This is a genomic window from Xanthomarina spongicola, from assembly GCF_003148645.1.
Taxonomy (GTDB): Bacteria; Bacteroidota; Bacteroidia; order Flavobacteriales; family Flavobacteriaceae; genus Xanthomarina; species Xanthomarina spongicola.
The window spans coordinates 488,676-504,134 of the sequence record NZ_QGGP01000002.1; the positions used below are offsets into that span (position 1 = coordinate 488,676).

The window sequence follows — 15,459 nt, forward strand, 5'->3', positions numbered from 1 at the left end:
AATTAGCAACAATCACCATCTTTAATTGTTACCTGTTCTAAAAACTGCGTAAACAATATTCTAATATTTTGCCATTCATCTTGATTAATACAATAACAAACACTGGTTCCTTCTATGTTTCCTTTAATAATACCAAGATTTTTAAGTTCTTTTAAATGCTGAGAAATGGTTGGTTGTGCCAAGCCTATTTCGTTTACCAAATCGCCACAAACACAACTATTTATTTTAAAGAGATGTTGCAGAATGGCTATTCTTGCTGGATGACCAAAAGCTTTAGCAATCAAAGCTATTTTATTTTGTTCATCGGTAAACATTTCAGATTTTGTTAATCCCATAACTCTAATTATTTATCCATTAATTGCAATATTACGATTAAGAGATATATAACACAACTATTTTTAATAAAAAATGAAAATTGAGTTAATATTAGAGGTTTCCTTTTTATAAAAAAGATGTACTTTGCATGTCTATTAAAACAAATTAAATGAAAGTATGTATTGCCGAAAAACCTAGTGTTGCTAGAGAAATTGCTTCTGTTCTTGGAGCAACAAACAGACATGATGGATATTATGAAGGTAATGGTTATGCTGTAACATATACATTTGGGCATTTATGCACATTAATGGAACCAAATGACTATAAACCACATTGGAAAAGTTGGGATTTAAACAATTTACCTATGCTTCCAGAGAAGTTTAAAACGAAAGTGGTTAGTAATTCTGGAATTCAAAAGCAATTTAAAATTGTCAAGAGTTTATTCGATAAAGCAGACGTGGTTATCAACTGTGGTGATGCTGGTCAAGAAGGAGAACTCATTCAACGTTGGGTTTTAGATCAGGCCAATTATAAAGGTAAAGTTGAACGACTTTGGATTTCTTCACTTACAACAGAAGCTATAAAAGAAGGATTTAACAATTTAAAGCCTTCTGAGAATTATGATAACCTCTATTATGCAGGGTTTTCAAGAGCTATTGGAGATTGGCTATTAGGCATGAATGCAACAAGGCTATTTACTGTAAAACATGGTGGATACAAGCAAGTACTTTCTGTTGGTCGTGTGCAGACACCTACTCTAGCGATGGTTGTAAGTAGATTTAAAGAAATTGAAAATTTTAAACCACAAGCGTATTGGGAACTTCAAACCATGTATCGAGATACTTTATTTTCTTATGAAGAAGGTCGGTTTACAAAGATGGAAGATGGTGAGGTTTTAGCCAATAAAGTAAAAGAACACGAATTTGAAATTGAATCTGTAACCAAAAAGAAAGGAAAGGAATATGCGCCAAAACTCTTTGATTTAACGGGTTTACAAGTGTATTGTAATACGAAGTTCGGATTTTCGGCAGATGAGACGTTGAAGTTAGTTCAAAAGTTATATGAAATGAAAGTGGTTACGTATCCAAGAGTCGATACTACTTTTCTACCAAACGATGTGTATCCAAAAGTAGCTGGCATACTTCAAAAACTCACTAATTACGCTACTTTAACACAACCACTTTTAGGGAAGAAAATAAAGAAATCGTCTAAAGTTTTTAACGATAAAAAAGTAACCGATCACCATGCAATAATTCCAACAGGCATTCAAACAAATTTGCAATACAATCAACAACAGGTTTATGATATTATCGTCAAGCGCTTTATTGCTGTTTTTTATGAAGATTGTTCTGTATCAAATACCACAGTAATTGGAAAAGCTGCTGATGTCAATTTTAAAACAACAGGTAAAGAAATCTTAAAGAAAGGTTGGCGAGTGGTTTTCGAATCAGACGAAAAAGAAAAGAAAGAAGCCAATATGCTTCCAACATTTGTTAAGGGTGAAAAAGGACCACATGAACCTAGTTTTTTAGAAAAACAAACTAAGCCACCAAATCAATTTACAGAAGCCTCTCTCCTACGCGCTATGGAAACAGCAGGCAAACAGGTAGACGATGATGAGTTAAGAGATTTAATGAAAGAAAATGGAATTGGTAGACCATCGACTCGTGCTAATATTATTGAAACACTTTTTAAGCGTCAATATATAAAACGAAATAAAAAGCAAATATTACCTACAGTTACAGGAATTGCCTTAATTGATACTATACAAAATGAATTACTCAAATCTGCTGAATTAACTGGTTTGTGGGAAAAGCAATTAAAAGATATAGAAAAAGGAACATTTAGTGCGAGTCAGTTTATAATTAACATGAAAAAAATGGTTGATGAATTGGTTTACGAAGTTCGAAGTGAAACTACCAGAGCCAATATCTCTCAAGCTACAGTCGTTAAACAAAGACAAGCCAAAACAGAGCAAAAGCAAAAAGCTGGGATTACTGTAGAAACCTGCCCAAAATGTCAAAAAGAAACCCTAATCAAAGGAAAAAAAGCTTATGGTTGTTCTGCGTATAGTGATGGTTGTAAATTTATTTTACCATTTGAAATTTACGGCAAAAAGATTTCAGAAAAACAATACATCAGACTCCTTCAAAAAGGCTCTACTGTTAATTTAAAAGGTTTTAAAACCGATTCCGGAACAACTGAAGGCCTATTGTGTTTAGACGATAATTTTCAACTTGTTTTAGAACCAAAGAAAGCCAAATTAAAATCTATTCCAGACACTTTAGCTTGTCCGAAATGTCAAAAAGGAACCGTCATCAAAGGCAAGACAGCTTATGGATGCTCTGCTTATAAAGAGGGTTGTGATTTTAGATTTTCTTTTGATGATTTAAAAAAACAGGCCGGAAACAAAGCTCTTACCAAAGAATTAGTATACCATATTCTAACAAATTCTCATTAGATTACCACCTACCAATTAAATTATTCTATTCATTTTTAGTGCAATTGAAATATTTTAGTATCTTTGTTAACCAAATGGTTAAACTATACAGTTAAATGGCAAGAACTAAAGACGAAAATACGGAAGAACAAATCCTTGAAGCTGCAAAAAATGTCTTTCAGACAAAAGGTATGGATGGAGCAAGAATGCAAGAGATTGCAGATAATGCAGGTATAAATAAAGCGATGCTTCATTATTACTATAGAAATAAACAGTTACTATTTGAAGCTGTTTTTAAAAGTGCTTTTTCCTTATTAGCTCCACAATTAAACAAAATTTTAAATGATGATTCTTCAATAGAAGATAAAATTAGAAACTTCACAACTAATTATATCTCTTTTATTATGAAGCATCCTTATTTACCAAACTTCATCATACAAGAACTAAATAGAAACCCAGATTTTATTATTACCATTCAAAAAAACAACACGTTACTTAATATTGAAAAATTTAAAGCTCAAGTGGATTTAGAAGTAAGTCAAGGGAATTTAAAACCAACCAAAGGAGATCAGCTATTCATTAATATTTTATCGTTAAATATTTTTCCATTTGTTGCAAAACCACTTATAAAAGCATTTACTAAAGAAGATGACAAAGGTTTTGAGCGACTTATAGAACAAAGAAAAACTGAAGTTTCAGAATTTATTATCAATTCAATAAAACAGCATTAAAATGAAAACAACTTTTAGCATATTGGTTTTCTTTTTATTAATCTTACAAAGTAACGCGCAGCAGCAAATTACGTTGGAAGCCTGCTATCAGTTGGTTTCTGAAAACTATCCATTAGTTAAACAAAGAGCGTTATTAGATAATAAAAATGCATTAGAATTAGATGCTTTAAACACTGCAAAACTACCTCAATTGAATTTTAATGCAGAAGCTTGGTATCAGTCTGATGTTACCCAAATTCCAATTCCAAATTCAGGAGTGGAACCACCAAATAACGATCAATATCGTGCAACACTTTCCGTTAATCAGTTAATATATCATGGTGGTTCTATTGATGCTTCATCTAAAGTAAAATCGGCACAATTAAAAACACAACAAAAGCAATTAGAAGTAAGTCTTTACCAATTAAAACAACGTATCAATCAGTTATATTTTTCCATTTTACTTTCAAATGAATCTTTTAGCTTATTAAAGGCAAAGGAAATCCAGTTAGAAACTAAACTTAAAGAAGTAAAATCTGGTATTCAATATGGAACAATATTACCATCATCAGACAAAATGATTGAAGCTGAATTGTTAAGAATCAAACAGCAGTTTTTAGAAATCAATAATAATAAAAAGGTGTTGATTGAGACATTGTCTTCTATAATTGGTAAACCTTTAAGTATATCAACCATATTTCAAGAACCAAATATCTCAACAAGCCTCACTCCTACAGCTCAACGTCCAGAGATGGAATTGTTTCAATTAAAAAAAGAGGAAATTGAAAGTCAAGAACTGCTTATTCAAAAAGACAATATTCCAAAATTAGTTGGCTTTGCTTCTGGTGGTATTGGAAATCCTGGCTTAAATATGTTAGACAATACATTTGAACCATTTTATATTGTTGGTATGAAATTGAACTGGAATGTGTTTGATTGGAATGCTAATAAAAAGAAACGCGAATCCTTAATCATTAATAAAGATATTGTTAATAATGAAACTGAAATTTTTCAATTAAACACCAATATTGAACTTAATCAATATCAAACAGAAATTGATAAAATTTCTAAAAATATAGTCATAGATTCAGAAATTATCCAACTTAGAAAAGACGTATTGTTGGCCACAGAATCTCAACTAAAGAATGGCGTAATAACCACTTCAACTTATATTACTGAATTGACCAATTTATTTGAAGCTGAAAATATGTTGGTAACCCACAATATTCAATTGGAATTAGCTAAAGCAAATTATAACATCACTCAAGGACACTAAATATGAAACAAATACACACATATTATATAGCAGTTAGCTTAGGCATTTTAAGTATGGCATCTTGCAGCGACTCTAATGGGAAAGCTGATGGTTATGGTAATTTTGAAGCCACAGAGATAACCGTTTCAGCTGAAAATAATGGTAAACTCATGACATTTCAAGTAAATGAAGGCGATGAGCTTAAAAAAGAAACTTTTATAGGATATATAGACACTATACCATTGTCTTTAAAACGCGAACAACTTTTAGTCTCGAAAGAAGTTATTAGGTCTAAATCACAAGGAGTTTTATCTCAAATTGATGTATTGCATGCTAAGCTAAAAACAGCCAATACCAATAAAACCAGAACAAAAAATTTAATAAAAGATAATGCAGGAACACAAAAACAATTAGATGATGTTTTAGGTGAGATTGATGTTATTAAACAACAGATACGAAGTGTAGAAATCCAGAATGCTCCAGTAGTAAACGAACTTAAAAGTATAGATATCCAGTTAAAACAAATTGATGACCAAATTAAAAAATGTAAAATAATTAATCCGATAAACGGAACTGTTTTAACTAAATATACTGAACCTGGTGAGATTACGGCTTTTGGAAAACCACTTTACAAAATAGCCGATTTAAACACCATGGAATTACGTGTTTTTATAAGTGAAACACAATTAGCAAATATAAAAATTGGTGAAAATGTTAATGTAAAAATTGACAATCAAGATACCATGAAAGATTACGAAGGAACTGTTACATGGATTGCCTCGGAGGCTGAGTTCACTCCAAAAATTATTCAAACAAAAGAAGAACGAGTAGCCTTGGTTTATGCAGTAAAAATAGCAGTTATAAACGATGGTAGTTTAAAAATTGGTATGCCAGCCGAAATGTGGCTAAAAAAATAAAATCAACCCTTAAAATTATATATTATGAAAAAAACACTTTTATCAATCGCAATGATGGCATTTATCCTTTCAAGTTGTAATAACAGCAAAAAAGAAGCACATGCTACAGAACAAAACACGAAAGTAGAACTTGAAGAAGTTTCTCATCAAAATCATGACGCACCTTCTGAAGGTAATGTATTAAACAACAACTGGATGAATGAGATTCAATTAGATAATGGATCTCAATGGTTAGCAAATATTGAAACAAACGAAGGTGTTCAAAAAATGAAAGAAATGTTAAAATCTATAGACACCAATACCTTAGAAGAATATCACAACCTTGCTGCAGAATTAACTCATGCAAAAAATTATGTTATAAAGGAATGTACCATGAAAGGGCCTTCTCATGATAATTTACATGTATGGTTACTTCCATTAATGGAAAAAATTGATGCACTTGCAGAAACTAATAATTTAGAAGAAGCAGCAAAAATAAAACAAAGTATTACAGAGAATGTAAATGCTTATGACAATTATTTCAAATAATCTCTAAATATAAATCATCATGGAAAAACATGTTTATAATGTAGATGTTACTTGGACGCAAGATAGAAAAGGTATCATGTGTTCTCCAGAATTAAACAATGCAGAAACTCAAGAGACCAACTGTTTAGAAGTTGCAACACCTCCTGAATTTCCTAATGGTATGCCACATATTTGGTCTCCAGAACATTTGTTTACTGCAGCAGTTAGCAGTTGTTTAATGACGACCTTTTTGGCAATCTCTGGATATTCAAAATTAGAGTTTATCAGTTTTAAATGTCCATCGAAAGGTATTTTGGAGAAAGTAGATGGCAAGTTTGTTATGAGTGAAATTCAATTGTTCCCTGAAGTAGTTATAGCAGATAAAAAACAACGTGATCGTGCAGAACGTATTATAGAGAAATCGGAAAAAGCGTGCTTAATCTCTAATTCCATTACATCTAAAGTTACCTTAAAATCAACAATAATTGTACAAAATTAGATAGTCTTGGGAATTTCAGTTTCAAACATATCAAAATCTTATAAAGATGTAAAAGCCTTACAGAATATATCATTTGAAGTCAAACCCAATGAGCTTTTTGGGCTCATTGGGCCAGATGGAGCAGGAAAAACCACGCTTTTTAGAATCTTAACCACTTTGTTAATTGCTAATGAAGGTGAAGCTACAGTTGCAGGATTAGATGTGTTAAAAGACTTTAAGGAAATTAGAAAACATGTGGGTTATATGCCTGGAAGATTCTCTTTATATCAGGATTTAACCATTGAGGAAAACCTAAACTTCTTTGCTACCATTTTTGGAACCAGCATAGAAGAAAACTACGATCTTATAAAAGATATTTACGTTCAAATAGAACCTTTTAAAGACCGAAGAGCTGGAAAATTGTCTGGTGGCATGAAACAAAAACTTGCCTTAAGTTGTGCTTTAATTCATAAACCAAAAGTCTTGTTTCTAGATGAACCAACAACTGGAGTAGATCCTGTTTCAAGAAAAGAATTTTGGGAGATGCTAAAGCGCTTACAACAAAAAGGCATTACCATTTTGGTGTCCACACCTTATATGGATGAAGCTGCTTTATGTGATAGAATTGCACTTATTCAAGATGGAGAAATATTACAGATTGATACTCCTGAAAATATTGTGAAACAGTATCCTAAAACCATTTACGATGTAAGTGCCAATAACATGTATCAATTAATTAATAGTCTAAAGGCCTACCAACATAAACATAGTGTGTATCCCTTTGGGGAATTTGTGCATTATACTGATACACGTTCAGATTTTAATCCTAAAGAATTAAAAACATATTTAGAAGCGCAAAATCTATCTAATATAAGTATAGAAAGAACCCAAGCAACCATAGAGGATAGCTTTATGGAATTGGCAAAATAACAACCTTCAAAGTCTCAAAACCTTGTAGGTTTTAATGAAAAACATGAACAATACCAACGTCATTCAAGCAGAAGGCTTAACCAAAATGTTTGGGGATTTTACAGCTGTAAATGCCATTACTTTTGAAGTTAAAAAAGGAGAGATTTTTGGATTTCTTGGAGCCAATGGTGCAGGAAAAACTACAGCTATAAAAATGCTTATTGGCATTTCTAATCCAACATCTGGGCAAGCACATGTAGCAGGTTTTGATGTTTCTACTCAAGCTGAAGACATTAAGAAAAACATTGGTTATATGAGTCAGAAGTTTGCTTTGTACGACGATTTAACTGTTAAAGAAAATATTACTTTTTTTGGTGGCATTTACGGACTTACTAAAATAAAGATTAAAGAAAAAACCAAAGAGCTTATTGAAGACTTAGGCTTGGAGGAAGTTGCCAATCAATTAGTTGGTTCTCTGCCATTAGGCTGGAAACAGAAAATTTCGTTTTCAGTTGCCTTATTGCACGAACCAAAAATTGTGTTTTTAGATGAACCAACAGGAGGTGTCGATCCAATAACCAGACGTCAGTTCTGGGAAATGATTTACAGAGCAGCACACCAAGGTACCACCATTTTTGTTACTACTCACTATATGGATGAAGCTGAGTACTGCGATCGTGTTTCGATAATGGTAAATGGTAAAATTGAAGCGTTAGATACTCCAAAGGAATTAAAGAAACAATTTCAAGTTGATAGTATGAATGATGTGTTTTTAAAATTGGCCAGAGGATGAAACGATTTATAGGCTTTATTACCAAAGAATTTTATCATATTTTTAGAGATAGACGCTCATTGTTTATACTTTTTGGAATGCCTATTGTTCAAATTTTACTTTTTGGTTTTGCTATTACAAATGAAATTAACAATGTGGATATTGCCATTTTAGATCATTCTAAAGATGCCACTACCAAAGAGATTATTAATAAAATTTCTGCCTCTAAATATTTCAGCATCAAACAACTTATTGAACGTGAAGACGATATTGAAGCTGTTTTCAAAAAAGGAAAAGTAAAGGCAGTTTTAAACTTTGAAAAAGATTTCAGTAAAAACCTAGTCAAAGATCATAAAGCTACAGTTCAAATAATTACAGATGCCACTGACCCTAACACAGCAAATACCATAAGTAATTATGTAAGTTCAATTTTGCAAAAATACCAACAAGAACAAAACAAAGCTATTAAGATTAACTATATAATAGTTCCACAACCAAGAATGGTTTATAATCCAGAACTAAAAAGTGTCTATATGTTTGTTCCTGGCGTTATGACCATTATTTTAATGTTGGTGTCTGCCATGATGACTTCCATTTCCATAACAAGAGAAAAAGAACTTGGTACTATGGAAATTTTATTAGTATCTCCTATTAAACCTTTTCAAGTCATTATTGGCAAGGTGTTTCCTTATATTTTCCTCTCTATAATCAATGCCATTGTTATTGTTTTATTAAGCATATTCATTTTTAAAATGCCAGTTCAAGGAAGTCTGTTCTTATTAGGTGTTGAGAGTGTGTTGTTTATTATTTCGGCTTTAGCTTTAGGTATTTTAATTTCAACCATTTCTGCAACACAGCAAACAGCCATGATGATTTCCTTAATGGGACTAATGCTTCCAGTAATTTTGCTATCTGGCTTTATTTTTCCTATTTCAAGTATGCCTCTACCATTACAGATTATAAGTAACGCCATTCCAGCAAAATGGTTTATCATTATTTTAAAAGGGATTATGTTAAAAGGTGTTGGTTTACAATTTATATGGAAAGAAACATTGATTTTATTGGGAATGACAGTGTTTTTTATTGGGTTAAGTGTGAAAAAGTATAAAATTAGATTGGAATAATATGAAGATAATTTTCTACATCATACAAAAGGAGTTCAAGCAAATTTTTAGAAATAAAGGCATGCTTCCTATTATTTTCGTGTTACCACTACTCCAATTGGTTATTCTATCTAATGCTGCAACTTTTGAAGTAAAAAACATCAAATTTGCTTATATAGACAACGATCGTAGTTCTTCGTCTAGAGCCTTAATAGAAAAATTCGAGGCATCAACTTATTTTAATGTCCTAACCAATTTTCCATCAGAAGCCATTGCAAGTTCAGCGATGTTAAAAGGAGAAGTGGATGTTGTTTTAGAAATACCTTCACATTTTGAACGTAATTTGCAAAAAGAGAAAAGGTCAAATCTTGGAATTACTATAAATGCCATAGATGGCGCAGCTGCTGGTGTAGAAAACGTTTATGTTACACAAATAATACAAAGCTATAACAAGCATATTAAAACGGATTTGATGCAAATTTCAGATACACAAATTCGACCCGTTAACATAGATACAATACCTTTATTTTGGTATAACGAAACTCTTAACTATAAAACCTATATGGTTCCAGGAATTCTCGTGCTGTTAGTGACCATGATTACTTTATTTCTTGCAGGAATGAATATTGTTCGTGAAAAAGAAATTGGCACCTTAGAGCAAATAAACGTAACACCTATTAAGAAAAGTCAGTTTATTATTGGAAAACTCTTTCCGTTCTGGATTATTGGTATGGGCTTATTAACCATAGGATTACTATTAGCAAGGTTGATTTTTGATGTTCCAATGGTAGGGAGTTTGTTATTAATGTATGCTTACACTTCTATTTATATTTTAGTGATACTAGGTATGGGATTATTTATCTCCAATTTTACTGATACTCAACAACAAGCCATGTTTATAGCTTGGTTTTTTATGGTCATTTTTATATTAATGAGTGGTTTGTTTACACCTATAGAGAGCATGCCAGAATGGGCTCAAATACTAACAGAATTTAACCCAATTAAATACTTTGTTGAGGTGATGCGTATGGTTATGCTAAAAGGTTCTGGCTTAATGGACATATTACCACAACTTATCAAGACAATTGTTTATGCTCTTATAATGAATGGCTTAGCTGTTTGGAGTTATAAGAAGACCTCTTAAATCACACTACTATGGAAACAAAAAAAAACCATAAACTTTCAACAGACGAATCCTTGTTTGTTAGAGGACCATTATCTCGTTTCAAAGAATTAACCTTTGCATTTAAAGTGTTTTTTAATTTTATTAACGCATTTAGGAAGATGCATTTTATCGGTCCTTGTGTTACTGTTTTTGGCTCTGCAAGATTTACACAAAACTCTGAACATTATAAAAATGCTGAAAAAATTGGAGCAGAATTAGCAAAAATAGGATTTACAGTAATGACAGGTGGAGGTCCAGGTATTATGGAGGCAGCTAACAAAGGCGCTTTTGAAGCTGGAGGATATTCTGTTGGATGTAATATTATCTTACCCTTTGAACAGAAACCAAATCCCTATCTCCATAAATGGATAAATATTCCATACTTCTTTGTACGAAAAGTTGTTCTTGTAAAATACTCCTACGCCTTTGTAGTTATGCCAGGAGGTATTGGAACTTTAGATGAACTTTTTGAAGCATTAACACTTATCCAAACCAAAATAATACAAGATTTTCCTGTGGTTATTTTTGATTCAGAATATCATAAAGAATTATGCCAACACATTGAATTAATGGCAAAAAATGAGAGTATAAGTCCTGAAGATATGGAATTATTATTTGTAACCGATTCTGTTGAGGAGTTAATTGCTCATATTAGATCTCATTCCATAAAGAAATTTGGATTGATTAACAAACAAGATAGGCCAAAATGGTGGCTTGGTGAACAAAGAAATAAGACAATTACTCATGAAAAATAAAAAGGTTATACATATAATTAGTGCAATTGTTCTATTGTTGTTTGCTATACTTACTTTGTTTATGAGTAGCTCGGTAATTTTTGATTGGTTTGATATTAGAGTCAAAGAAGGTAACTATGTCCTTTTTATTGTTTGGGCAAATTTTATTTGCAGTCTATTATATTTTCTTGCTGCTTATGGTTTTATTAAAGGCCAAAAGTGGACTTTTTCGGTGTTAATATCAGCTTTAATAATTCTAATCATCAGTTTTATTGCGTTACAATTTTACATTAATAGTGGTGGGATTTATGAAACAAAAACCATAAAAGCCATGATCTTTAGAATATTACTAACGTTCACTTTTTCATTAATTGCATTCTTTATGTTTCGTAAAACACTATTAAAAAAAGTAATAAATATGTAAAAATGAATTTTAGAATAATCATTTTGATTCTTGTTTTGAATTCTACCTCTTATTTAATGGCACAGGATTCAGACTCACTTTTACCTAAACTTTCATTAGAAAAAATAGCATTAATCAATCAAAGTGATAGTTACATTACCTTTCCTACAGATATTGGAAACATAGAACCTTTAATATTTGAAGCCAATATTAACCCTTCATTTGTAATAAGAAAACGAAAGGATTCTAAACTTATAGCAATATTAACGCCTCAGATTATTATTAGAATGTACAATGAGGACTCCTATCCTATTCGAACACCTAGTTATATTCCTCAAATTTCTGCTTTTTATCTCTTGAATAATAAAAGTGTGTTAGAATACTCTGTTTTATTTGGACGATTAGCACATCATTCTAATGGCCAAGATGGTGCGTTTTATTTGGAAGATGGTTCCATAAATTTAGAATCAGGTAATTTTTCAACAAATTTTATTGAATTAGGTTTTATTCAAACTGATTACAGCAATAGATTAAAAGCCATTAAAACCTTAAAAAGCTCTATTGAAATTCATCCAAAGTACTGGATGCAAGACGAGTTACAAGGCCTATATAGTGGTTTAAGATGGAACAATGCATTTACTTCATTTAAGTTTCCTCTAAACAAACCAAAAATACAAGATAGAGCAAAGTTTTCACTAAAGGCTGAAACCATCTTTATGCTAGATAATTATAACGATTTAAAGATGTTTGACCTAGATAGACTTAACGCCAAGCTTACTTTCTATTACCATCCCAAGTTTTTTGAAGACATCGGTTTCTTTATGCAGCTTTATCATGGTATGGATTATTACAATATTTATTTTCAACACCAAATATCTGTCATTAGGTTTGGAATAATGACAGAGATTCTAAGATTTTAAAACTATATATTATGATGAAAAAACAAGTTTATATTAAAAAAAGTAATGATGAGGTTGAACTTTTTTCGTTTGAAAAGTTAAGACAATCTCTTCTAAATACAGGAGCATGTTTAGAAGTGGTTGAAACTATAGTGAGTAAAATACAATTGGAGGTTTATGATGGCATATCATCTAATGACATCTATAAAAAAGCTTTTGCTTTATTGAAAAAACATAACAGAATCTCAGCTTCTAGATACAGTTTAAAACGGGCTATTTTCGATTTGGGACCTACGGGTTTCCCTTTTGAGAGATTGATTAGTGCACTCTTAAAAGAAAAAGGATTTAATACAAAAGTAAGTGTTATATTGGATGGAGAATGTGTTACTCATGAAATTGATGTATTAGCAGAAAAGGATGGCAATGTGTATGCTATTGAATGTAAATTTCATTCGGATGCTAAAGGGTCAAGTAATGTTAGAGTGCCTTTATATATTAATTCCAGATTCTTGGATGTACAAAAACAATGGAATACCAATTCAAAAAATAAAACACACTTAAAACAAGGTTGGCTGGTAACTAATACCAGATTTACTAAAGATGCTATAGATTATGGGAAATGTATAGGTTTGACTTTGTTAAGTTGGGACTATCCGAAAAACAATGGTTTAAAAGCAAATATAGACAGCTTGGCTTTATATCCTGTAACTGCTTTAACAACTTTAACGAAGAAAGAAAAACACCAACTAATTGATAAAAATATTGTTTTAATTAAAGAATTAGCTAATGCTACTAAAACAATGAAAAGTATTGGAATCTCTGATCTTAGAATACGAAGAATTCTAAATGAAGTAGAGAAACTTTGTCTTTAATAATAAAAAAATCCCATCAAAATGAATTGATAGGATTATATATTATAAGTAATTTGATTTTAATCAACAATTTTCACACGAACAGCATTCATTCCTTTCATACCTTTTTCAAGTTCGAAAGATACTTTATCGTTTTCTTGAATTTCATCAATTAATCCACTAACGTGGCAGAAATATTTTTCTTGATTTTCTGAATCTATTATAAATCCAAAACCTTTTGACGAATCGAAAAATGACACTTTTCCTTTTCTAACTGGATCGAATTCTTCTATATCGCTATCGTCACGTTTTGGAATACTAACTTCTATACTTTCTGCATCTACCTTTACTTTTAAAGAAGGGTCTGGAGGCGTATCAGTTAAGTTTCCATTAAAATCAACATAAGCAAATTGGATACCTTCACTTCCACCAGCTTCTTTTTCTAGCTTTCGAGCTTCCATTTTTTTACGTTTATCTTCGCGTTTTTTTAAACGTTTTTTTTCCTTTTCACTTTTATTAAATGTCTGTTGCGATTTTGCCATTCGTTATTTTAAAATTAATTGATAATGTATTGCTTAAGAAGAAGTTAAAATACTAAACGAATGTTTCGATAAGAACCATGTATATTATTAATGAACCTAAAGATATGACTTGCAAAAAAATATTGCTAACTAGGTATATCTCCTTTAAGTCCTACAAAGATAAGGGATTCATTTTAATTTATTTAGAGAATTGACTGTATTTTTTTTAAAGACGTAATAAATTATAGCCTTAAAAATATTTCCTAAAAATTACATAACAATCTCTCTAAATGTAATTCCTAATTCTTTTTGCAGATCATGAACTCGTTGTAATTCTCCAGGAATAATTAATGCAATAGAATGTCCTGTTTTTCCAGCTCTTGCAGTTCTACCACTTCTATGTGTATAATACTCTAGTTGTTCAGGAAGTTGATGATGGATTACAAAAGCTAAATTATTAACATCAATGCCACGTGCAGAGACATCTGTTGAAATAAGTACTCTAAGAGATTCGTTTTTAAAGGCACGCATCACTTTATCACGCTCCTTTTGTTGCATGTCTCCTTCTAGTGCTCCAACCGAATATCCTTCGTTTTTAAGGTTTTCAACCAAATTTTGTGTTCCTGCTTTAGTTCTGCAAAAGATAATACCTCTTTCTCCTTTTCTTCTATCTAAAATTCGAGTGATGATATTTTCTTTATCTTTTATAGTCGTGCTAATGTATTGATGCGTAATGTTTTCATTAACCAAGCTATCTTTGTTAACTTCAATACGAATAGCCTTTTCAGACATATACGTTTTAATAATTTGTTTAATCTCTTCAGGCATAGTTGCAGAAAACAACCAAGTATGTCTATTACCAGTAGTAAATTTTAATATATTATTTAATTCATCTTTAAAACCCATACTAAGCATTTCATCAGCTTCATCTAGCACTAAGGTTTTTATATTTTTAATGTCAATCGATTTTCGCTCAATTAAATCAATTAAACGTCCTGGAGTTGCTACCACAATATGTGTAGGACGCTTTAATGCACTTATTTGTCTATCTATTTTTTCGCCTCCATAAACACCTTCAACAAAAATTTTAGAATCTGTGTATTTAGTAAACTTAAATAATTGTTTTTTTATTTGCTGAACCAATTCTCTTGTTGGAGCAAGTATTAAAGCCTGAATTTGATTTGATGTAGAATCTATTTGATGCAAAATTGGTAATCCAAAAGCAGCTGTTTTTCCTGTTCCAGTTTGTGCTAGTCCAATAAAATCTGTTTGTGAATTTAGTAAAATAGGAATCGTTTGCTCTTGTATATGCGTAGGTGTTTTAATTCCTAGCTCTTTTAAAGCTTTAACATATTCTTTTTGAATTCCTATATCTAAAAAAGTTGCCATATTATTTAATTAAGTGGCAAAGGTAATGCTATTTACTCTTGTTGGATTAGTTTAATTATAAACTCTTTTAGATATTTAATAAGTTTATCTT

General features: G+C 31.1%; 17 protein-coding genes. 14 read left to right on the forward strand and 3 right to left on the reverse strand.

Annotation, left to right across the window (positions count from 1 at the left end; genetic code table 11):
- Positions 1 to 2 precede the first annotated feature (2 nt).
- Positions 3 to 335 (reverse strand): ArsR/SmtB family transcription factor, encoded by a 333-nt coding sequence (locus LX78_RS06195; protein WP_109681768.1) that lies wholly within the window; start codon positions 333 to 335, stop codon positions 3 to 5.
- Between the two features lie 149 nt (positions 336 to 484).
- On the opposite strand from LX78_RS06195, the gene LX78_RS06200 reads away from it, so the two are divergent.
- The 14 genes from LX78_RS06200 (at position 485) to LX78_RS06265 (ending at position 13,479) form a co-directional block, all read left to right on the forward strand.
- A complete protein-coding gene (locus LX78_RS06200; RefSeq protein WP_109681769.1) occupies positions 485 to 2,776 on the forward strand; it encodes a type IA DNA topoisomerase in 2,292 nt (763 codons plus the stop codon).
- 95 nt (positions 2,777 to 2,871) lie between these two features.
- On the forward strand, positions 2,872 to 3,486 hold the full coding sequence (locus LX78_RS06205; protein ID WP_109681770.1) for a TetR/AcrR family transcriptional regulator: 615 nt from the start codon (positions 2,872 to 2,874) through the stop codon (positions 3,484 to 3,486).
- A 1-nt stretch (position 3,487) separates the two neighbouring features.
- A complete protein-coding gene (locus LX78_RS06210) occupies positions 3,488 to 4,741 on the forward strand; it encodes a TolC family protein (protein ID WP_109681771.1) in 1,254 nt (417 codons plus the stop codon).
- Positions 4,742 to 4,743: 2 nt separating this feature from the next.
- On the forward strand, positions 4,744 to 5,637 hold the full coding sequence (locus tag LX78_RS06215) for an HlyD family secretion protein (RefSeq protein WP_109681772.1): 894 nt from the start codon (positions 4,744 to 4,746) through the stop codon (positions 5,635 to 5,637).
- A 24-nt stretch (positions 5,638 to 5,661) separates the two neighbouring features.
- Positions 5,662 to 6,165 carry a hypothetical protein gene (locus LX78_RS06220; protein ID WP_109681773.1) on the forward strand — a complete coding sequence of 168 codons (504 nt, stop codon included), beginning with the start codon at positions 5,662 to 5,664 and terminating at the stop codon, positions 6,163 to 6,165.
- Positions 6,166 to 6,184: 19 nt separating this feature from the next.
- Complete coding sequence (locus LX78_RS06225; protein ID WP_109681774.1) at positions 6,185 to 6,643, forward strand: OsmC family protein; 459 nt, start codon at positions 6,185 to 6,187, stop codon at positions 6,641 to 6,643.
- Positions 6,644 to 6,649: 6 nt separating this feature from the next.
- Positions 6,650 to 7,552, forward strand: a complete 903-nt coding sequence (locus LX78_RS06230; protein WP_109681775.1) for an ABC transporter ATP-binding protein — start codon at positions 6,650 to 6,652, stop codon at positions 7,550 to 7,552.
- A 43-nt stretch (positions 7,553 to 7,595) separates the two neighbouring features.
- Complete coding sequence (locus LX78_RS06235; RefSeq protein ID WP_109681921.1) at positions 7,596 to 8,324, forward strand: ABC transporter ATP-binding protein; 729 nt, start codon at positions 7,596 to 7,598, stop codon at positions 8,322 to 8,324.
- Positions 8,321 to 9,427, forward strand: a complete 1,107-nt coding sequence (locus LX78_RS06240) for an ABC transporter permease (protein ID WP_109681776.1) — start codon at positions 8,321 to 8,323, stop codon at positions 9,425 to 9,427. The genes LX78_RS06235 and LX78_RS06240 overlap by 4 nt, the downstream gene beginning before the upstream one ends.
- A 1-nt stretch (position 9,428) precedes the next feature.
- Positions 9,429 to 10,550, forward strand: coding sequence for an ABC transporter permease (locus tag LX78_RS06245; RefSeq protein WP_109681777.1), 1,122 nt, complete (start codon positions 9,429 to 9,431; stop codon positions 10,548 to 10,550).
- A gap of 11 nt (positions 10,551 to 10,561) precedes the next feature.
- A complete protein-coding gene (locus LX78_RS06250) occupies positions 10,562 to 11,326 on the forward strand; it encodes an LOG family protein (protein ID WP_109681778.1) in 765 nt (254 codons plus the stop codon).
- Between the two features lie 61 nt (positions 11,327 to 11,387).
- A complete protein-coding gene (locus tag LX78_RS06255) occupies positions 11,388 to 11,729 on the forward strand; it encodes a hypothetical protein (RefSeq protein WP_245881488.1) in 342 nt (113 codons plus the stop codon).
- A 56-nt stretch (positions 11,730 to 11,785) separates the two neighbouring features.
- Entirely contained in the window at positions 11,786 to 12,628 is an 843-nt protein-coding gene (locus tag LX78_RS06260) for a hypothetical protein (protein WP_109681780.1), read from the forward strand.
- An 11-nt stretch (positions 12,629 to 12,639) separates the two neighbouring features.
- A complete protein-coding gene (locus tag LX78_RS06265) occupies positions 12,640 to 13,479 on the forward strand; it encodes a restriction endonuclease (RefSeq protein ID WP_342766613.1) in 840 nt (279 codons plus the stop codon).
- A gap of 59 nt (positions 13,480 to 13,538) precedes the next feature.
- On the opposite strand, the gene LX78_RS06270 is transcribed toward LX78_RS06265, so the two are convergent.
- A complete protein-coding gene (locus tag LX78_RS06270) occupies positions 13,539 to 14,000 on the reverse strand; it encodes a cold-shock protein (RefSeq protein WP_109681782.1) in 462 nt (153 codons plus the stop codon).
- A 249-nt stretch (positions 14,001 to 14,249) separates the two neighbouring features.
- Positions 14,250 to 15,368, reverse strand: coding sequence for a DEAD/DEAH box helicase (locus LX78_RS06275; RefSeq protein WP_109681783.1), 1,119 nt, complete (start codon positions 15,366 to 15,368; stop codon positions 14,250 to 14,252).
- Between the last annotated feature and the right edge of the window lie 91 nt (positions 15,369 to 15,459).

Coding starts and splice junctions, on each gene's coding strand:
- LX78_RS06200 (WP_109681769.1), top strand. CDS start 485: ATGAAAGTATGTATTGCCGAAAAACCTAGTGTTGCTAGAGAAATTGCT.
- LX78_RS06225 (WP_109681774.1), top strand. CDS start 6,185: ATGGAAAAACATGTTTATAATGTAGATGTTACTTGGACGCAAGATAGA.
- LX78_RS06255 (WP_245881488.1), top strand. CDS start 11,388: ATGAGTAGCTCGGTAATTTTTGATTGGTTTGATATTAGAGTCAAAGAA.
- LX78_RS06260 (WP_109681780.1), top strand. CDS start 11,786: ATGGCACAGGATTCAGACTCACTTTTACCTAAACTTTCATTAGAAAAA.
- LX78_RS06195 (WP_109681768.1), bottom strand. CDS start 335: ATGGGATTAACAAAATCTGAAATGTTTACCGATGAACAAAATAAAATA.
- LX78_RS06250 (WP_109681778.1), top strand. CDS start 10,562: ATGGAAACAAAAAAAAACCATAAACTTTCAACAGACGAATCCTTGTTT.
- LX78_RS06275 (WP_109681783.1), bottom strand. CDS start 15,368: ATGGCAACTTTTTTAGATATAGGAATTCAAAAAGAATATGTTAAAGCT.
- LX78_RS06270 (WP_109681782.1), bottom strand. CDS start 14,000: ATGGCAAAATCGCAACAGACATTTAATAAAAGTGAAAAGGAAAAAAAA.
- LX78_RS06210 (WP_109681771.1), top strand. CDS start 3,488: ATGAAAACAACTTTTAGCATATTGGTTTTCTTTTTATTAATCTTACAA.
- LX78_RS06220 (WP_109681773.1), top strand. CDS start 5,662: ATGAAAAAAACACTTTTATCAATCGCAATGATGGCATTTATCCTTTCA.
- LX78_RS06240 (WP_109681776.1), top strand. CDS start 8,321: ATGAAACGATTTATAGGCTTTATTACCAAAGAATTTTATCATATTTTT.
- LX78_RS06235 (WP_109681921.1), top strand. CDS start 7,596: ATGAACAATACCAACGTCATTCAAGCAGAAGGCTTAACCAAAATGTTT.
- LX78_RS06245 (WP_109681777.1), top strand. CDS start 9,429: ATGAAGATAATTTTCTACATCATACAAAAGGAGTTCAAGCAAATTTTT.
- LX78_RS06215 (WP_109681772.1), top strand. CDS start 4,744: ATGAAACAAATACACACATATTATATAGCAGTTAGCTTAGGCATTTTA.
- LX78_RS06205 (WP_109681770.1), top strand. CDS start 2,872: ATGGCAAGAACTAAAGACGAAAATACGGAAGAACAAATCCTTGAAGCT.
- LX78_RS06265 (WP_342766613.1), top strand. CDS start 12,640: ATGATGAAAAAACAAGTTTATATTAAAAAAAGTAATGATGAGGTTGAA.